The sequence below is a fragment of the Streptomyces sp. NRRL F-5122 genome (assembly GCF_001507435.1).
GTDB lineage: Bacteria > Actinomycetota > Actinomycetes > Streptomycetales > Streptomycetaceae > Streptomyces > Streptomyces lannensis.
Window position 1 is genome coordinate 36,890 of the sequence record NZ_LMWH01000252.1, and the last position, 18,766, is coordinate 55,655.

Here is an 18,766-nt window from a genome sequence, read left to right on the forward strand (position 1 = left end):
CTTCCAAGTAAGTACGCATGTCCGCACGCGAGCCGCGACCGGAGCCGTCATGGGCGTACGCAGGGATCTGAAACGGGCACAGCGGCGCGGGGACCTGGCCTCCCGCGGCGAGGTCGAGCTGATCAGGGACGGGACCGGCACCGTCCGCGAGGTGCGCGCCGCACCGATGACACCGCGCCCCACCACGGGCAGCACCGCCGATCTCCCCTACACCAACGCCCAGGAGGCACCCGAGGCGGTGGTGCTGCGCCGTCAGGAGGGCACCTCCTGGCGACCGGTCACCGCCGCGGCGTTCGCCGCCGAGGTGACCGCCACGGCCAAGGGGCTGCTCGCGGCGGGGCTGGAACCGGGCGGCCGGGTCGCGGTCATGTCCCGCACCCGCTACGAGTGGACGGTCCTGGACTTCGCGATCTGGGCCGCCGGCGGGCAGACCGTCCCCGTCTACGCCACGTCGTCCGCCGAGCAGGTCGAGTGGATCGTGCGGGACTCGGGGACCCGCTTCGCCGTCGTGGAGAGCGCCGAGAACGCGGAGACGGTCACGACGGCGACGGCCGGGCACCCCGAGCCGCCGCGGATGTGGCGGCTGGACGAGGACGCTCTGGGCCGGCTCTCCGACCTCGGCCGGAATGTCCCCGACGAGGAGGTGACCAAGCGCCGCGCGGCACTCACTCCCGAGACGGTGGCGACGATCTGCTACACCTCCGGCACCACCGGCCGGCCCAAGGGCTGTGTCCTCACCCACGCCAACCTGCACGCGGAGGCCGCCAACACGGTCGAACTGCTCCACCCGGTCTTCAAGGAGGTCACGGGCCAGATCGCCTCGACACTCCTGTTCCTGCCGCTGGCCCACATCCTGGGCCGCTCGCTGCAGATCGCCTGCCTGATGGCCCGTATCGAGATCGGCCACTTCCCGAGCATCAAACCCGACGAACTGCGGCCCGCGCTGCGCGGGTTCCGCCCCACGTTCCTGGTCGGTGTCCCCTACCTCTTCGAGAAGATCCACGACACCGGGCGCGCCACCGCCGAGAAGATCGGCAGAGGCGCCTCCTTCGACCGCGCCGACCGGATCGGGGTCCGCTTCGGCGAGGCCTACCTGCACCGGTTCCTGGGCACCGGCAAGGGCCCCGGCGCCGGCCTGTTCGCGGCGTGGGCGCTGTACGACCTGCTGGTCTACCGGCGCATCCGCAAGGAACTCGGCGGCCGTATGCGGTACGCCGTCAGCGGCGGATCCCCGCTCGACCGCGATCTCAACCTCTTCTTCTACGCGGCCGGAATCATCGTCTACGAAGGCTACGGCCTCACCGAGACGACCGCCGCGGCCACCATCGTCCCGCCGCTCGGGCCCCGCCCCGGCACCGTCGGCCTCCCTGTGCCGGGTACGGCCGTCCGTATCGCCGACGACGGCGAGGTCCTGGTCCAGGGCGGTGTGGTCTTCGGCGCCTACTGGAACAACCGGGCCGCCACGGACGCGGTCCTCGGCGACGGCTGGTTCGCGACGGGCGATCTCGGCTCCCTCGACCAGGACGGCTACCTCACCATCACCGGCCGCAAGAAGGACATCCTCATCACCAAGGGCGGCAAGAACGTCTCCCCCGCCGTTCTCGAGGACCGGCTGCGCAGCCGCCCGCCCGTCGGGCAGTGCATCGTGGTCGGGGACAACCGCGCCTACGTCGCCGCCCTGATCACCCTCGACCCCGAAGCGATCGCCCACTGGTTGTCCGTGCACAGGCTGCCCCCGGACACCCCGATGTCCGAGGTCGTCCGTGACCCGCGGATCCTCGCCGACGTCCAGAAGGCCGTCGACCACGCGAACGCGGCGGTGTCCCGGGCCGAGTCCATCCGCAGGTTCGCCCTGGTGGAGGGCGAGTTCAGCGAGGACAACGGTCTGCTCACCCCGTCCTTGAAGATCAGGCGTCATGCGGTGAGGACGGCGTTCGCACGGGAGATCGAGGCACTGTACGACGGCTGAGGCCCGAGGGACCCGGACACGCCGGAGCGCATCGCAGGAGGGGCCCGCCGAACGGTTCGGCGGGCACCTCCTGTGATGCGCGAAACCCGGCTGTCGACGCGCCGTCCGGCAACGGCAAATGGCGTCGATCGGACGTTTCCGCAGGTGCGGGTCACGCTGATGATCCTGTGCGCTTTCCGTATGAATCGAATCGCGGCATTCGGGTGAATTGAACGGCAACTGAGGCTGGGGGGTTGCTTCCGCGGCCGATTCCTCGTTTCACAGAGTGCAGGTCGTGCGGCGAGCTGTTCAAGTTGTGCTCGCTCGGCTTCAGCCGTCACAGGGGCACGACCGCACAGAAGGGAAATTACGTGAAGCACAAGAAGAGCGCTGCCGTTGTCGCCGGCGCCATCATGACCCTGGGACTGGCCGCCCCGGCCATGGCCGACTCGGGCGCCGAAGGTTCCGCGGTCAACTCTCCGGGCGTCCTTTCCGGGAACGTCATCCAGGTTCCCGTGCACGTGCCCGTGAACGTGTGCGGCAACACCCTCAACGTCATTGGCCTGCTGAACCCGTCCGCCGGGAACGCGTGCGCCAACAGCTGACGTCATAGCCGCCACGGCTGAGGCGTCACACACCAGCCGTGGCGGCGGTGTCAGGGCCGGCCTTGGACTGCTCCTTCACGGCGCCAGGGCCGGCTTTCCACTTCTCCCACCTCTACCAGCAGGAAGACAACTAGATTGCGACAGACCCTGAGCAGGGGAATGGTCGCGGCGGCCGCCGCGACGGGCATTCTGTCCCTGTGCGGCAGCCCGGTGTTTGCGGACTCGAACGCGGACAGCACCGCGGCCGGATCACCGGGCGTCGCGTCCGGCAACACCGTCCAGGTCCCCGTGAACATCCCGGTCAACATCTGCGGCAACACCGTCGACGTGATCGCGGCGCTGAACCCCGCCTTCGGCAACACCTGTGCCAACGGCACCAGCGTGCAGACCCCCGAGGAAGACACCCCGGCCGTCCCGGAGCAGCCGCCCGGTGACAACACGGGCACCGACACCCCGGGCGGGTCGACCACCACTCCGGGGCAGACCGTCGACACGCCGGGCACCGGACAGGACCAGCCGGGTGACAACACGGCGCCGCCGACCGAGACCGTGGACACGCCGCAGATCGGCACCCCGGTGATCAACACGCCCAGCACGTCGTCGCACACGACGCCGGCCCTGGCCGAGACCGGCAGCGAGGGTCTGCTCGCGGCCTCAGCGGTCAGCGTGGCCATGCTGGCCGGTGGGCTCATCCTGTACCGACGCGGCCGGGCGACGTCCCACCGCTAGTGCACCGGGTGCCGGGCGCCGCGTGCGCCCGGCACCCGCGCCACCACCCCGCACGTTCCCTCTTCGGCCGACGGCCCGGGGGCCGCATCCTTCACTCGGGTGCGGCCCCCGGGCCGTCGCCGTGTGCGAGGGGACGGCAGGAGATCCACGGCGCGCAAGTACCCCCGCCGGGGCGGAATTCATCACCCCTGTCACAAACGCGTTGCCCGTGTCACACATGTCCCGTGGACGTGGCGCTTCTGTCACACCCGTTTCACAGGCACTGTCCGCCCGTCGAGGTGCGTCGTTGAGCGAGCACAGCCTTTGTGATCGCCAGCGCGCGTCCGGCTCCCCCGACGGCCTCCCCCGGCCGCCGCCGCGGCGCGCGCGGGGAGGTGCTACTGATGACCGACCGCAGTCTCTGGTCGTACAAGGACATCGCGGCGCATATCCGGGTGCAGCCGGACACCGTGAGGTCGTACCGAAAACACGGACTGCTGCCACCACCCGACCATGTGGAAAGCGGAAAACCCTATTGGTACGCAGACACGGTCCGGGCATGGGTGGCCGCCCGGCCCGGCAACAGGGGCCGCACCGGTTCCTGACCACCTCCCGCCGCCGTGGCCCGCCTCGGTCGGGGGCGGGCCACACTGCCGTCTTCGGCCTGCGGGTCGCCGGCGCGGGCCCGGGCGGCAACGGGTCCCGGCGATCCGCCACGGCGGCCTCCCGGCCGGCTCAGCTCCACGGTTCGACGACCGTCACTCCCTGGCCCGGGGCCGTCCCCATCGCGGCCAGGGCCACCGGGGACGCGGACAGCGGGATCGTCGATGTGACCAGCAGGTCGGGGCGCAGCGCGCCGGAACGGACCAGTTCCAGCATGGGCGGGTAGGCATGGGCCGCCATGCCGTGGCTGCCGATGATCTCCAGTTCCAGGGCGATCGCCCGGGCCATCGGGACCGGACTCGTACCGGAGGGGGACGGCAGCAGACCGACCTGGATGTGCCGGCCTCGGCGGCGCAGCGCGTTCACCGACGCGGCGCAGGTCGCCGGGGAGCCGAGCGCATCGAGGGAGAGATGCGCGCCGCCGCCCGTCAGGTCGCGGACCGCCTGCGCCGTGTCCTCGGTGTGCTTGGCGTCCACGCACTCGGCCGCGCCGAACTTCCGTGCCAGCTCGAGGGCTCGGGGCGAGACGTCCACCGCCACGACCCTGGCCCCCGAAGCCGCCGCGATCATCACCGCCGACAGTCCGACGCCCCCGGTGCCGTGCACCGCGACCCACTCCCCCGCGGCCACCCGGCCCTGCTGTACGACCGCGCGGAACGCCGTGGCGAAGCGGCATCCCAGCGCGGCCGCCGTGCGGAACGACATCTCCGCGGGCAGCGCCACCAGATTCACGTCCGCGTGCTCCAGCGCCACGTACTGCGCGAAGGACCCCCAGTGTGTGAACCCCGGCTGTGTCTGGCGCTCGCACACCTGCTGGTCGCCCGCCGCACAGGAGGGGCAGCCGCCGCAGGCGCACACGAAGGGCACCGTCACCCGGTCGCCGGGTCGCCGGCCGACGACCCGGGCACCCACCTCCTCGACGACACCGGCGAGTTCGTGTCCGGGCACGTGCGGGAGCGTGATGTCCGGGTCGTGCCCCATCCAGCCGTGCCAGTCGCTGCGGCACAGCCCCGTCGCCTCGACCCGGACCACGACCCCGTGCTCGGACGGCTCCGGGTCCGCCACCTCACGTACCTCGGCCGGTTCCCCGTACCGCTCGAAGACCACCGCACGCATGAGCCCGCACCCTCCGCCCGTGTCCTCGATCCCCAGCCCCGGAGATCGTTCCTGTGGCGGAACGCTAGCCGTGCACCCCGGCGGCGTCCCGGTCCCGGTCCGCCGCCTTCTCCTCGACGGCCGCCACCGGCTCCTCCTCACGCAGTCCGAACCGTCGGTGGAAGCGACGCAGCGGGGCCGGGGCCCACCAGGTGGCACGGCCGGTCAGCCGCATCACCGCCGGCACCAGCAGACTGCGTACGACCATCGCGTCCATCAGCACGGCAAGCGCGATACCGAGTCCGAGCATCTTGGTGTTCGTCACCCGGGAGGTACCGATCGCGACCATCACCACCGCCAGGATGACCGCAGCCGCCGTGATCAGCCCGCCGGTGCGCTGCAGTCCGAAGCGCACCGCCTCGCGATGGTCCCCGGTGCGGTCGTACTCCTCCTTGATACGGGACAGCAGGAACACGCCGTAGTCCATGGAGAGACCGAAGGCCACACAGAACATCAGCACCGGAAGGGTCGTCTCGATCGACCCCGGGCTGGTGAATCCCAGCAGACCCGACAGATGCCCGTCCTGGAAGACCCAGACCACCGCGCCGAACATCGCCGTCAGGCTCAGCGCGTTGAGCAGTACGGCCTGGACGGGGATCAGCACGCTGCCGGTCAGCAGGAAGACCAGGATCAGGGTGACCACCGCGATGATGCCCGCAGCCCAGGGCAGCCGCTCGGCGATCGCGTGCTTGGAGTCCACCAGGATCGCGGCCGTGCCTGTCACCGAGGTGTCGAAGGGGGCGGACGTCGCCCTCAGCTCGCCCACCAGCCGCTGGGCTCCGGCGTCCACCGCCTCGCCTCTGGGCTGCACCGTGAAGTACGCCTTCTCGCCCTTCACCAACGGGCCGTCCACCCGCAGCACCCCGGGCAGGGCCGTGATCCGGTCCTTGTAGGCGTCGTACTGGGCGGGGGTGGCCCGGCCCTCGGCCAGCACCTCCAGGCCTCCGCCGGGACTGCCCGGGAACCCGTCCCGTATGTGCTGCTGCACCACATGGGACTCGGCACCCGAGGGCAGCTGGCGGTCGTCCGCGGTGCCGAACTTCACTCCCATGAACGGCAGTCCGAGGACCACCAGGCCGACGGTGGTGGCAACGGCGAACAGTGGGGCACGCCGCATCACAAGGGTCGCCATCCGGCTCCAGCCGCGCCCCTGCGCGGTCGCCCGCGGAGTCCCGCGCCTGAACAGCCGCCGCAGGTCGAGCGCGTTCACCCGGTGGCCCAGCACCATCAGTGCCGCGGGGAGCAGGATCAGCGCCGCCGCGGCGGCCAGCAGCACCACCGCGATGCCGGCGTAGGCGAACGAGCGCAGGAAGTACTGCGGGAAGACGAGCATCGCGGCCAGGGACACCGCGACGGTCAGCGCGGAGAACAGGACGGTGCGTCCCGCGGTGCGCAGGGTGGTGGCCACCGCGCCCAACGGGTCGGCTCCGGTGGACAGTTCCTCGCGGAACCTGCGCACGATGAAGAGCGCGTAGTCGATGGCGAGGCCCAGCCCGAGGGCCGTGGTGAGGTTCAGGGCGAAGACGGAGACGTCGGTGACCTCGGTGAGACCGCGCAGTACCGCGTTGGTGCCCAGAATGGCGACGATGCCGAGCCCCAGCGGCAGCATGGCCGCGACCGCGCTGCCGAACACCATCACCAGCAGCACCAGCGTGATGGGCAGGGCGATCATCTCGGCCCGGGTCAGATCCTCCTGGATGATCGTCTGCATCTCGGAGCGCACGGCGACCGGGCCGCCGACCTTGACCGTGACCGGCCCGCGTGCGCCCCGGTAGTGGGGCGCGATGCGGTCGAGGGTGTCGCTCGCGGCCTTCTCGTCGCCCGTGATGTGCGCGGCTATCAGCGCTTCGCGGCCGTCCTCGGCGCGCAGTGCCGGTGCTCCCGACTGCCAGTACGAGTCGACCCCTGTGACGCCGTGTTCGGAGGCAAGCCGCGCGGTCAGACGCCGGGCCTCCGCGGCCACCGCCGGATCGTCCGCGGACCTGTGACCCGAGTCGACGAGGAGCAGCAGATTGGGCTGCGAGGCGGGGAACTCCCGCTCCAGCGCGTCGGTCGCGTAGGTGGACTGTGCGGCCGGATCCTGCCAGCCGCCGCTGCCCAGCCGGTCCGCGACCCCGCTGCCGGCGACCACCGCGAGTGCGGTGAGGAGCAGCGCGACGAGCAACGACAGCCGGGGCCGCGCCGTCACGAACCGTGTCCAGCCACCGGGCCCCGCCCCGCCCTCACCCGTGTGCCCGGCCCTTTTTGCCGGCTCCGGCGCACCCCCTCCGCCACCGGTCTCCCGGCCGCCCCTGCGGTTGACTTCGGCCATGATGCGGTGTCCCCTTCACCGTGACCCCGCATGCCGTGCATCCGTGCATCCGTGCAGGCAGCATGGGTCGTCGATTGCCATAGACTGGCAAACACGAGTGAGCGCTCGCGTTTCTCAAGAATGCGAGCGACCTCTCGCGTTTGTCAATCGCGTTCCGAGAGGTGGGGACAACGCGTGCCCAGGAGTCAGAAGACCGAGGGGCCTGCCACCGGACCGGGCGCGGAGTCGGCCGGGCAGGAGCAGGAGGCCCGGCCGCGCCGCCGCCAGGCCCGGGGCGAGCGCCGTATCGCGCAGCTGCTGCAGGCCGCCGCCGAGGTCTTCTGCCGTACCGGCTACACCGCCGCGAGCACGAACGCCATCGCCCGCGAGGCCGGCGTCTCCCCGGGGACGCTGTACCAGTTCTTCCCGAACAAGGAAGCGATCGCCATCGGCCTCGGCGACCAGTTGCTCCAGCAGTGGCAGGAGTCGCAGGACCGCGCGCTGACCGAGGAGAACCTCGGACTCCCCCTGGACCAACTGCTGGACGCCGCGCTCGACCCGCTGATCGCGTTCAACGTCGAGAACCCGGCCTTCGGCGTCCTGCTGCACGGCCCCGACGTCCCCGGGCCGATCGCACAGGAGCACAACACCCTGCATGAGGCGTCCCTCACCCGCATCGAGGGGATGATCGCGGGCTTCCTGCCGGACACCCCGCCCGACGAGCGCTCCCGCACCGCGAACATGCTGCTCGCCCTCTTCAAGGCCGGGCTCGACCTGATCATGTCCCACGACGGCGCGGCACGCGAGGCCTACATCACCGAGCTGAAGACGGCGATGCACCGGTATCTCGAGCCGATGCTGCACGACGACGAGGACGACAGCGGCGACGGCTCCACCGGCCACTCCCCCTGAAGCCCCACCGACGACCCCCGCGAGCCCCACCGGAGCCCCAGCGCCAATCGCCCCCGAAGCCCCCAGCGGCGAGTCCACCCGGAAGCCCTCGCCGGCGGTTTCCGCCGACGGCCGCCGCCGAGGAACCGGCGCGGCTCGCGGACTCACCCCGCAATCCCTTGGATGAATACCCCCTAGGGGTATAGTCTGGTTCTCGTAAGCCACACGAGCCTCCCCGAGGAGTTGGAGAGATGACCACACAGACCGAGACTCCGGGTTCCGTGACGACCGTCTACAAGGTGAGCGGGATGAGCTGTGGGCACTGCGAGGGCTCCGTCTCCGGCGAGATCTCCGCCATCGCCGGCGTCAGCTCCGTCACCGCCGTCGCGTCCACCGGCGAGGTCACGGTCGTCTCCGCCGCACCCCTCGCCGACGAAGCCGTGCAGGCAGCGGTCGACGAGGCCGGCTTCGAGCTCGTCGGCAAGGCCTGAACCAGCATCTGCTCCCCGCGCCGGGTCGTACCGACCAGCTGATACTGGCTCCGCACGGCCCGGTCCGTTGTCTGGAGTCCGGACATGACCAGCACCGCAGCACCGGCCGCGATAGACGCGGCCACGCCCTCCGAGGTGGAACTCGCGATCGGCGGCATGACCTGCGCCTCCTGCGCGGCCCGTGTCGAGAAGAAGCTCAACCGCATCGACGGCGTCACCGCCACGGTGAACTTCGCGACGGAGAAGGCGAAGATCTCCTATCCCGCCGGGATCCAGGTCGCCGACCTGATCGCCACGGTGGTGAAGACCGGCTACACGGCGGAGGAACCCCCGCCGCCACAGCCGGAGCAGCCCGCGGCCCCCGAGGCCGCCGGGGAAGACCCCGAATCGGCCGCCCTCCGTCAGCGACTGACCGTCTCGGCGCTGCTCGCCCTGCCCGTCGTACTGCTCTCGATGGTCCCCGCCCTGCAGTTCGACAACTGGCAGTGGCTCTCACTGACGCTGGCCGCGCCCGTCGTCGTATGGGGCGGACTGCCCTTCCACAAGGCGGCGTTCACCAACGCCCGGCACGGCGCGGCCACGATGGACACCCTGGTGTCGGTCGGCACGCTCGCGGCGTTCGGCTGGTCGCTCTGGGCGCTGTTCTGGGGGGACGCGGGCATGCCCGGCATGCGCCACGGCTTCGACCTCACCGTCTCCCGCACGGACGGGTCCTCGGCCCTCTATCTCGAAGTGGCCGCCGGTGTCGTCGCGTTCATCCTGCTCGGCCGCCATCTGGAGGCCCGCTCCAAGCGGCGCGCCGGCGCGGCCCTGAAGGCGCTGCTCGAACTGGGCGCGAAGGACGTCGCGGTCCTGCGGGACGGCCGTGAGGTACGCGTTCCGGTGGCCCTGCTGGCCGTCGGCGACCGGTTCGTCGTACGGCCCGGCGAGAAGATCGCCACGGACGGGACGGTCGTCGAGGGCGCCTCGGCGGTCGACGCCTCCATGCTCACCGGAGAGTCGGTGCCGGTCGATGTGACCGTCGGCGACCGCGTGACCGGCGCGACCGTCAACGCCGGGGGCCGCCTGGTGGTCGAGGCCGCCCGGGTCGGCGCGGACACCCGGCTCGCACGGATGGCGCGGCTCGTGGAGGAGGCGCAGAACGGCAAGGCGGAGGTGCAGCGCCTGGCCGACCGCATCTCCGGGATCTTCGTGCCCGTCGTCCTGCTGATCGCCCTCGGCACGTTCGGGGTGTGGCTCGGCGTCACCGGCGACACCGTCGCCGCCTTCACCGCGGCCGTAGCGGTGCTGATCATCGCCTGCCCGTGCGCGCTGGGGCTCGCCACCCCGACCGCCCTGATGGTCGGCACAGGCCGCGGTGCCCAGCTCGGCATCCTCATCAAGGGCCCGGAGGTGCTGGAGTCCACGCGCCGGGTCGACACGGTGGTCCTGGACAAGACCGGAACGGTCACCACGGGCCGGATGGCCCTCCAGGGGGTGCACACCGCCGAGGAGGAGGACGAGAAGGACGCCCTGCGGCTCGCCGGAGCCCTCGAGCACGCCTCCGAGCACCCGGTCGCCAGGGCGATCGCGGCAGGCGCTCAGGAGCGCCTCGGCGGGCTTCCCGCCCCTGACCGGTTCGAGAACGTACCGGGTCTCGGCGTGCGCGGGCGTGTGGAGGGGCACGAGGTCACCGTGGGCCGCTTCCCGGACGCCCTTCCGGACGCGCTGGCCCGGACGAAGGCGGAGGCCGAGGCCGAGGGACGCACGGCTGTGGTGGTCGCGCGCGACGGCGTGGCACTCGGCGTCCTCACCGTCGCCGACGCGATCAAGGAGACCAGCGCCGAGGCCGTACGGGAGCTCCGGGCCCTGGGCCTCAGGCCCGTCCTGCTGACCGGGGACAACCGGGCGGTCGCCGAGGCCGTGGCGGGTGCCGTGGGCATCGCCGCGGGCGACGTGATCGCCGAGGTGCTGCCGGAGGAGAAGGTCGCCGTCGTCAGGCGGCTCCAGAGCGAGGGACGGACCGTCGCCATGGTCGGTGACGGCGTCAACGACGCGGCCGCACTGGCCACCGCGGATCTGGGACTGGCCATGGGGACCGGGACGGACGCGGCGATCGAGGCGAGCGATCTGACGCTGGTGCGCGGGGATCTGCGGGTGGCCGCGGACGCGATCCGGCTCTCACGGCGCACGCTCTCGACGATCAAGGGGAATCTGGTCTGGGCCTTCGGGTACAACGTGGCCGCGCTGCCCCTGGCCGCCGCCGGGCTCCTGAACCCGATGATCGCGGGTGCGGCGATGGCCTTCTCGTCGGTCTTCGTGGTCACCAACAGCCTTCGGCTACGGGCATTCTCATGACGAGAGGGTGAGAGTCCCTCTAGAGTCCGACGCGAGCCTCACATAAGCTCTTCACAAGGCTCGCGCATCATCCTTACGCTGGGGGCCTCGGTCGACGTATCGGGGCTCTTGCGTATCTTCAGGACATATGCAAGAGACACAGATCACAATGATGTGAACGTAACCAGCGGAAGGGTTCGTGAGTCTAAGTTGGCGGTGTCAGAAGCGTCTTGGGGGGCGTGACTGACATCCGGGGATGTCTTGGGGGACGTTCCCAGGAAACTGCGTTGCCGGGACACGTACACCGGGGAGCTTTGAGCGGCCCTCCCGTCCGTACGCGTCCCGGCAGACCGCACCGCAGTGTTATGCCGAGTTGTGCTCGTTTTGCTCACAGCGATTCAGGCGCTGTCCCGCAAACGCCCGGCCGGATCCCGTGGGGGGAATCCGCACCGGGACATGGGAAGGCGCCCTGCACGTCGGCCCGTGGGGGGACCGGCTGTGGGGCGCCTTCCGCTTTTCACAAGACTTTTCATACGGCTTGAGACGAGTGTGCGTCACCGCACCTGGCGTACGTCGCTCCACGACGACGTACGCCCTGCGTACATAATCCTGCTCAGCGCCCCTCGACCGGAACGAAGTCGCGCTCGACCACGCCGGTGTAGATCTGGCGCGGGCGGCCGATGCGGGAACCCGGCTCCTTGATCATCTCGTGCCACTGGGCGATCCAGCCCGGCAGCCGACCGAGGGCGAACAGGACCGTGAACATCTCGGTCGGGAAGCCCATCGCGCGGTAGATCAGTCCGGTGTAGAAGTCCACGTTCGGGTAGAGCTTGCGCTCGACGAAGTAGCTGTCGGACAGCGCGTGCTCCTCGAGCTTCAGGGCGATGTCGAGCAGCTCGTCCGACTTGCCCAGCGCGGAGAGCACATCGTGCGCGGCGGCCTTGATGATCTTGGCGCGCGGGTCGAAGTTCTTGTAGACCCGGTGGCCGAAGCCCATCAGGCGGACGCCGTCCTCCTTGTTCTTCACCTTGCGGATGAAGGTGTCGACGTCGTTGCCGGAGTCGCGGATGCCCTCGAGCATCTCCAGGACGGACTGGTTGGCGCCACCGTGCAGCGGGCCCCACAGCGCGTTGATGCCGGCCGAGATCGAGGCGAACATGTTGGCCTGCGACGAACCCACCAGACGCACGGTCGAGGTCGAGCAGTTCTGCTCGTGGTCCGCGTGCAGGATCAGCAGCTTGTCCAGCGCGGAGACGACGACCGGGTCCAGCTCGTAGTCCTGCGCCGGGACGGAGAACGTCATACGCAGGAAGTTCTCGACGTACCCGAGGTCGTTGCGCGGATAGACGAAGGGGTGACCGATCGACTTCTTGTAGGCGTACGCGGCGATCGTCGGAAGCTTGGCGAGCAGGCGGATGGTGGAGAGGTTCCGCTGCTTCTCGTCGAAGGGGTTGTGGCTGTCCTGGTAGAAGGTGGACAACGCGGAGACCACCGAGGAGAGCATCGCCATCGGGTGCGCGTCGCGCGGGAAGCCCGTGTAGAAGTTCTTGACGTCCTCGTGCAGCAGGGTGTGCTGCGTGACCTCGTTCTTGAAGGCGGAGAGCTCGTCGACGGTCGGCAGCTCACCGTTGATCAGCAGGTAGGCGACCTCCAGGAAGGTGGAACGCTCGGCCAGCTGCTCGATCGGGTAGCCGCGATACCGGAGGATGCCCTGCTCGCCGTCGAGGTAGGTGATGGCGGATTTATATGCGGCGGTGTTGCCGTAACCGCTGTCCAGGGTGACCAGACCGGTCTGGGCGCGGAGCTTCCCGATGTCGAAGCCCATGTCACCGACGGTGCTGTCGACCACCGGGTAGGTGTACTCGTCGCCGTCGTACCGCAGTACTACAGAGTTGTCGCTCACGTCTTCCCTCACCGACGTAGTGCCTCATCTTCGAGGTGCCCTGACTGTCTCTACCATCCCCCATTTGGCGCAGGAGAGTGCACTCGGGGTCGACCTTTGGGCGCATCGGCGGCACTGAGTGCCGTCAACCTGCTCATCCTGCCCCCCGTCGACCGGTTCCGGAAGTGCTCTGTGACCTTTGCGACTCGTTTGATCGATCATTTTTTCCAATGAAGGGTGCGGATGCGAACCGGGCCGGGGCTCAGCCCTCGACGGGCCTCGGCGACAGCCTGAAATCCAGGGCCGTGCAGCGCCGGCCCGCCGAGACCGTGCGGACCGCCTGCCCGATCGCCTTGCGGGAACCGACGAGCACGACCAGCTTCTTCGCCCTGGTGACGGCCGTGTAGAGGAGGTTGCGCTGGAGCATCATCCACGCCCCGGTGGTGACCGGGATCACCACCGCCGGATACTCGCTGCCCTGCGAGCGGTGGATGGTCACCGCGTAGGCATGCGCCAGCTCGTCCAGCTCGTCGAACTCGTACGCCACCTCCTCGTCCTCGTCCGTCAGCACCGTGAGGCGCTGATCGACCGGGTCGAGCGAGGTGACCACGCCCACAGTGCCGTTGAAGACACCGTTCTTCCCCTTCTCGTAATTGTTGCGAATCTGGGTGACCTTGTCGCCGACACGGAAGACCCGGCCGCCGAACCGCTTCTCGGGCAGATCCGGACGGGCGGGGGTGACCGCCTGCTGGAGCAGCCCGTTCAGCGTGCCGGCGCCTGCGGGTCCGCGGTGCATGGGCGCGAGCACCTGCACGTCGCGGCGCGGGTCGAGACCGAACCGGGCCGGGATCCGCCGCGCCGCCACGTCCACGGTGAGACGGCCGGCCTCCTCGGTGTCGTCCTCGACGAAGAGGAAGAAGTCCTTCAGGCCGTCGGTGAGCGGATGCTGCCCGGAGTTGATGCGGTGCGCGTTGGTGACGACGCCCGACTGTTGGGCCTGGCGGAAGACGCGGGTGAGGCGGACGGCGGGAACGGGACTTCCGTCGGTGAGCAGATCCCTGAGGACCTCCCCGGCGCCGACGCTGGGCAGTTGGTCGACGTCACCGACGAAGAGCAGGTGGGCGCCGGGCGGCACGGCCTTCACCAGTTTGTTGGCGAGCAGCAGGTCGAGCATGGACGCCTCGTCGACGACGACCAGGTCCGCGTCGAGCGGGCGGTCCCGGTCGTATGCCGCGTCGCCGCCCGGCTTCAGCTCCAGCAGGCGATGCACGGTGGAGGCCTCGGCCCCGGTCAGCTCGGACAGGCGTTTGGCCGCGCGGCCGGTGGGCGCGGCCAGGACGACCTTGGCCCGCTTGGCCCGGGCGAGCTCGACGATGGAGCGCACCGTGAAGGACTTGCCGCAGCCGGGCCCTCCGGTCAGGACGGCGACCTTCTTGGTCAGCGCGAGCCGCACGGCCTCCTCCTGCTCGGGCGCCAACTCGGCTCCCGTGCGCCCCTTGAGCCAACCCAGCGCCTTGTCCCACGCCACGTCCCCGAACGCGGGCATCCGGTCCTCGCCCGTGCGCAGCAGGCGCAGCAGCTGGGCGGAGAGGGACAGCTCGGCGCGGTGGAAGGGGACGAGGTAGACGGCGGTGACCGGGTCCCCGCCGTCCGGCCCGGGCACCCTCTCCCTCACGACGCCGGGGTCGGAGTCGTCCTCGGGGGGCGCCGCCAGCTCGGCCAGGCACTCGATGACCAGCCCGGTGTCGACCTGGAGGAGCTTGACCGCGTCCGCGATCAGCCGCTCCTCCGGGAGATAGCAGTGGCCCTGGTCGGTCGACTGGGACAGGGCGTACTGCAGACCGGCCTTGACTCGCTCCGGGCTGTCGTGCGGGATCCCGACGGACTGGGCGATCCGGTCGGCGGTGAGGAAACCGATGCCCCAGACGTCCGAGGCGAGGCGGTACGGCTGGTTCTTGACGACGGAGATGGAGGCGTCGCTGTACTTCTTGTAGATGCGTACGGCGATGGACGTGGAGACCTCGACGCTCTGCAGGAAGAGCATGACCTCCTTGATCGCCTTCTGCTCCTCCCAGGCGTCGGCGATCTTCTTGGTCCGCTTCGGGCCGAGCCCGGGCACCTCGATGAGCCGCTTGGGCTCCTCCTCGATGATCTGGAGGGTGTCGAGCCCGAAGTGCTGGGTGATCCGGTCGGCGAAGACGGGTCCGATGCCCTTGACCAGGCCGGAGCCGAGATAGCGGCGAATGCCCTGGACGGTGGCCGGGAGGACGGTCGTGTAGTTCTCGACGGTGAACTGCTTGCCGTACTGCGGATGGGAGCCCCAGCGCCCCTCCATCCGCAGCGACTCGCCCACCTGGGCGCCGAGGAGCGCTCCGACGACGGTGAGCAGATCACCGGCGCCGCGGCCGGTGTCGACGCGGGCGACCGTGTATCCGTTCTCCTCGTTGGCGTACGTGATCCGCTCGAGCACACCCTCCAGCACGGCGAGGTGCCGCTCCCCGGCACCTGCCTGCCCCGCCCGACTCGACTCCTGGGTCATGATCCGACGCTACCGAAGAGGACCGACAGTGACGACGACACGGTCCTCACGGCCCCGGACTCCTGCATGCTGGGGCCATGGAACCGGTGCTGCGCGGCCTGCCGTCCGCCTTCTGGAGCGTCCCCTATGTGGGGTCCCGCTACCCGGGATCACCGGCAGTGGCAGCGCGCCCGGACCTGGCGGCCGGCGCGAACTGCCAGCTGTTCGCGTACGAAGTGCTGCGCCACTTCGGACTGGTCCCACCCGTCCTGCGCTCGAGCGGCCTGTGGACGGACGCACGGGCCACGGTCCGTGTGTCCGCGGCCCGGCCTCTCGACCTGATGCTCTTCAACTCCACCGACGACGCCTACGGCGCGCACGTCGGGGTCCGGGTGGAGAGGGGGCGGGTGCTGCACCTGTGCGCGGAGGTGGGCCGACCGGCGGTCTGGGAGCCGGCGGAGTTCGCGGCGCGGGAACGGTACCGGGTGCTGGTCGGCATCAAGCGGGTGACGGCAGGTCGGGCGAACAGGGGTGCCAGCAACAGGGATTGACAATCCGGGGGGCCTCCGACGAGTGGTTTTCCCGTGGGCTCCCCTGCGGATCAGGTCTCGAACTCACCCAGCCAGCTGCGCTGGACGAGGTGCTTGGGAAGGTAGTCGGACTCGACCTCGATCGGGATCCCGCCGTCATGCGCGAGACAGACGACCGCCAGGAGGCCGAGGGCCACCAGTCCGTCGACCCGTTGCGCACGGTCCTCGTCCGCGGTCCAGTACTGTTTGTGCAGCTCAAGGGCCTCCACCAGGGCCTGGTTGAAACCCTGCTCGTCCTTGCGTACGAAGCGATGGAAGAGGTTGATCGGCTGGTAGAGAATGTTCTGCAGCAGGTCGGGCGGGGTGATCGTCGCGGCTTCCGGATAGGACCCCTCGATGGCGGCCACCAGCTTCTCGACCAGTCCTGGACGCCTGAGCCAGTAAGTCTGCAGGGCATCCACCCAGTGGTAGACGTATTCGTCCACCTCGGCACCGGAAGCCCGCAAAAGCTCGATCGGGACCTCGCAGAGCTGAGCCATGCGGTTCTGTTCACGGCAGACGACCGCGAGCCAGAAAGCCGTGAGCCAGTTGCCCGCATCCGAGTAATCCTGCGGACCCGTCGCGGGAATGGTCCGCATCTCCCGGTTGATACGGCATTGCACCGATTCCTCGGTCGTCACCGCCGCAGCGAACATCGCCGAGCCCACCTGCATCGCGGTGACCACGGCTTCCCATGTCTCCAGTTGCCCCGCCCGCGGATCGACGGCACAGCGCGCGTCCATGTGCAGGATCGCCTTGCCCAGCGTCGAGTTGAACATGCGGGGCGATTCTTCCAGCCATTGGATCGACTTCGCCGTGCTTTCACCGAGCGACTTGGCGTAGGCCTCGTCATCGGGGCCCGGAGCTCCATGCCGTGCCACTCGTACACTCACTGCGCTCTCCCGATCACCCGATGTCGAACTTCGACATAGTGTACCCGGCATACTCGCCGACGTTACGATTGCCCTTGACGACGATATAGTCCAACTTGTTGTCCTTCAGGGCGCGTTCGAGTTCATCCGCCAGATCCAATTCCCTCGGGTTCTGTCGGGCCCTTCCCCGCATTTCGCGGAGAATATCGTCGAAGTACTTCCTCGTCCCCTGGGACACCCGCTCACCATTGGGCAGATTGCGAGCCCCCAGCTCCGTGTCCACGCTGCTCTTGGCCTCGACGACCACGTAGCCGCCGTCATCACGTCGCCAGACCTGGTCGAACTGGTCATTGCCGTTCAAGGGACCGTCCAGCGGTTCCCGGGTGGCATGTGGATAGTGCTCGGGTATGACGTGGTGTTCGGCTATGGATTCGCCGTAGGCTTCGGCACTGTCCCGCATGTCACGGTGCGCCGCCTTGTACTCGTAGGTCCGCTCCGTCCGCGTGAGCTCTGTTTCCGAATTGGGCGCGTCGTGATGTGCCTGTACGGCTTCCGCCTTGTGCCGACCGGCCGCCTGGTCGTAGTTGACCGCCTGGTGCCGATGAGCCGCTGCATCGTCAAGGGTCTTGAGCCCCTCGGGAGTGATGTGCTCCCGACCGCGCACCACGGGATCCTCGAGGTAATCGGGCTTCAGAGGCTCCGGGGCGTCCTTGGCCGAAATCCACTCGCCAGTGTTCATGTCCTTGACGAGTTGAGGAGGGACAAGGCCCGTGTGGTCGGGAATCTCGACGCTCTTACGATTGCCGTTGGATTTGTAGAACTCTTTGAAGTAGTCCGGGTCGTGGTTTGCCCGCGCCACCTGCTCCTGCATGATCTCGAGCTTGCGCTCGGGAGACATGTGCGCGGGGTCCTCGGGACCGTCATGGGCAACAGGAGCTTCGTCACCCGGATTGTGCCCGCCGGGTGTGTGCTCTCCGGCACCACCGATGTCGTCGGCCGCGTGACCGAGATCGTCCAAGGGCCCCCGGCCGGGCGGCACGCCATGGCCATGACCCGACAGGGTGTCGGTGCCGCCGCTCGGCAGGTCGTGTCCGGTGCCGGGTTCGTGGCCGTGCCCGCCCGGCAGGTGGTCGTCCGCCCTGGTGGGTAGCGCGTTGTCCGGGGTGTGTCCGGGGGCGTGGGTGTCGAGGCTGTTGGTCGGCATGTTGTCGGGTGCGTGTCCGCCGGGAAGGTGGTCCCCTGTGTGCACGGTCGGGATGTTCTCGCCGCCGGCGTGGACGGCGGGCATGTCGTTGCCGGCGTGGACGGCGGCGTCGTCGCCGGTGCGGCCCACGTCGCCGAGGTCATGACCCGCGCTGTCGCCCAGGCGGATGTGCTGCCCGGCCTGTTCCGCGGCATGGGTGCCCGCGCCGACCAGCGCCGGTTCCTTCACCGGGGACGGTGTGTGCGGGACGTCCGAACCGGCGTGCGGGTCGCCGAGGTCGGGCTGGTCCACGATGTCGCCCGGACCGTCCTCGGCCTTCTGCAGCACATCGCCGTGCTCGTCGAGGATGTTGCCGTGCGGGTCCATGTACTGCGCCGGCGCGCCGTGCTCGGTCGGCAGCTTCATGCTGCCCTCCGGCAGCACCGGCCCATCGTGCGGCAGCTGGAAGTTGCCGTCCGGCAGCTTGACCGCACCCTCCGGGATCACCGAACCCTCGGGCAGGTGCACGGTGCCGTCCGGCAGCTTCAACGCACCCTCGGGCAGCGTGACCGCATTGTCGGGGAGTTTGGGGATCTCGATGTTGCCGACGCCCTTCAGCGCCTTGCTGATGTCCCCGATCTTCGACAGACCCGCACCCGCACCCTTGGCGATGTA

At 69.6% G+C, this 18,766-nt stretch carries 14 protein-coding genes; 8 read left to right on the forward strand and 6 right to left on the reverse strand.

All coding sequences use genetic code 11. The features are described 5' to 3' along the window. Window positions 1-49 precede the first annotated feature (49 nt). The 4 genes from ADL25_RS31605 to ADL25_RS31620 all read left to right on the forward strand — a co-directional run bounded on the left by ADL25_RS31605 (window position 50) and on the right by ADL25_RS31620 (window position 3,866). Window positions 50-1,969 (forward strand): AMP-dependent synthetase/ligase, encoded by a 1,920-nt coding sequence (locus tag ADL25_RS31605; protein ID WP_059131310.1) that lies wholly within the window; start codon window positions 50-52, stop codon window positions 1,967-1,969. A gap of 392 nt (window positions 1,970-2,361) precedes the next feature. After that, window positions 2,362-2,553, forward strand: a complete 192-nt coding sequence (locus tag ADL25_RS31610) for a chaplin (protein WP_059131325.1) — start codon at window positions 2,362-2,364, stop codon at window positions 2,551-2,553. A 135-nt stretch (window positions 2,554-2,688) separates the two neighbouring features. Continuing rightward, window positions 2,689-3,282, forward strand: a complete 594-nt coding sequence (locus ADL25_RS51935) for a chaplin family protein (protein WP_234381111.1) — start codon at window positions 2,689-2,691, stop codon at window positions 3,280-3,282. A 383-nt stretch (window positions 3,283-3,665) separates the two neighbouring features. After that, entirely contained in the window at window positions 3,666-3,866 is a 201-nt protein-coding gene (locus tag ADL25_RS31620; RefSeq protein ID WP_059131312.1) for a helix-turn-helix transcriptional regulator, read from the forward strand. Between the two features lie 130 nt (window positions 3,867-3,996). Here ADL25_RS31620 and ADL25_RS31625 read toward each other — a convergent pair whose 3' ends face one another. After that, the gene (locus tag ADL25_RS31625) at window positions 3,997-5,040 is read right to left on the reverse strand and encodes a zinc-dependent alcohol dehydrogenase family protein (protein ID WP_059131313.1); all 1,044 of its coding nucleotides are present in this window, start codon (window positions 5,038-5,040) and stop codon (window positions 3,997-3,999) included. A 64-nt stretch (window positions 5,041-5,104) separates the two neighbouring features. Further along, a complete protein-coding gene (locus ADL25_RS31630) occupies window positions 5,105-7,390 on the reverse strand; it encodes an MMPL family transporter (protein ID WP_079050696.1) in 2,286 nt (761 codons plus the stop codon). 174 nt (window positions 7,391-7,564) lie between these two features. On the opposite strand from ADL25_RS31630, the gene ADL25_RS31635 reads away from it, so the two are divergent. The 3 genes from ADL25_RS31635 to ADL25_RS31645 all read left to right on the forward strand — a co-directional run bounded on the left by ADL25_RS31635 (window position 7,565) and on the right by ADL25_RS31645 (window position 11,088). Further along, the gene (locus ADL25_RS31635; RefSeq protein WP_059131315.1) at window positions 7,565-8,281 is read left to right on the forward strand and encodes a TetR family transcriptional regulator; all 717 of its coding nucleotides are present in this window, start codon (window positions 7,565-7,567) and stop codon (window positions 8,279-8,281) included. Window positions 8,282-8,511: 230 nt separating this feature from the next. Beyond that, on the forward strand, window positions 8,512-8,751 hold the full coding sequence (locus ADL25_RS31640; protein WP_059131316.1) for a heavy-metal-associated domain-containing protein: 240 nt from the start codon (window positions 8,512-8,514) through the stop codon (window positions 8,749-8,751). A gap of 84 nt (window positions 8,752-8,835) precedes the next feature. After that, window positions 8,836-11,088: a heavy metal translocating P-type ATPase gene (locus ADL25_RS31645; protein ID WP_059131317.1), complete on the forward strand. Its 2,253-nt coding sequence runs from the start codon at window positions 8,836-8,838 to the stop codon at window positions 11,086-11,088. A 592-nt stretch (window positions 11,089-11,680) separates the two neighbouring features. Here ADL25_RS31645 and ADL25_RS31650 read toward each other — a convergent pair. Together ADL25_RS31650 and ADL25_RS31655 are read right to left on the reverse strand one after the other, a co-directional pair. Continuing rightward, window positions 11,681-12,970, reverse strand: coding sequence for a citrate synthase (locus ADL25_RS31650; protein ID WP_059131318.1), 1,290 nt, complete (start codon window positions 12,968-12,970; stop codon window positions 11,681-11,683). A gap of 241 nt (window positions 12,971-13,211) precedes the next feature. Beyond that, complete coding sequence (locus tag ADL25_RS31655) at window positions 13,212-15,488, reverse strand: ATP-dependent RecD-like DNA helicase (protein ID WP_059131319.1); 2,277 nt, start codon at window positions 15,486-15,488, stop codon at window positions 13,212-13,214. A gap of 77 nt (window positions 15,489-15,565) precedes the next feature. On the opposite strand from ADL25_RS31655, the gene ADL25_RS31660 reads away from it, so the two are divergent. Next, a complete protein-coding gene (locus ADL25_RS31660) occupies window positions 15,566-16,018 on the forward strand; it encodes a hypothetical protein (protein WP_059131320.1) in 453 nt (150 codons plus the stop codon). Between the two features lie 50 nt (window positions 16,019-16,068). On the opposite strand, the gene ADL25_RS31665 is transcribed toward ADL25_RS31660, so the two are convergent. Further along, window positions 16,069-16,929 carry an immunity 49 family protein gene (locus ADL25_RS31665; RefSeq protein WP_059131321.1) on the reverse strand — a complete coding sequence of 287 codons (861 nt, stop codon included), beginning with the start codon at window positions 16,927-16,929 and terminating at the stop codon, window positions 16,069-16,071. A 13-nt stretch (window positions 16,930-16,942) separates the two neighbouring features. Next, complete coding sequence (locus tag ADL25_RS31670) at window positions 16,943-18,640, reverse strand: hypothetical protein (RefSeq protein ID WP_234381112.1); 1,698 nt, start codon at window positions 18,638-18,640, stop codon at window positions 16,943-16,945. Between the last annotated feature and the right edge of the window lie 126 nt (window positions 18,641-18,766).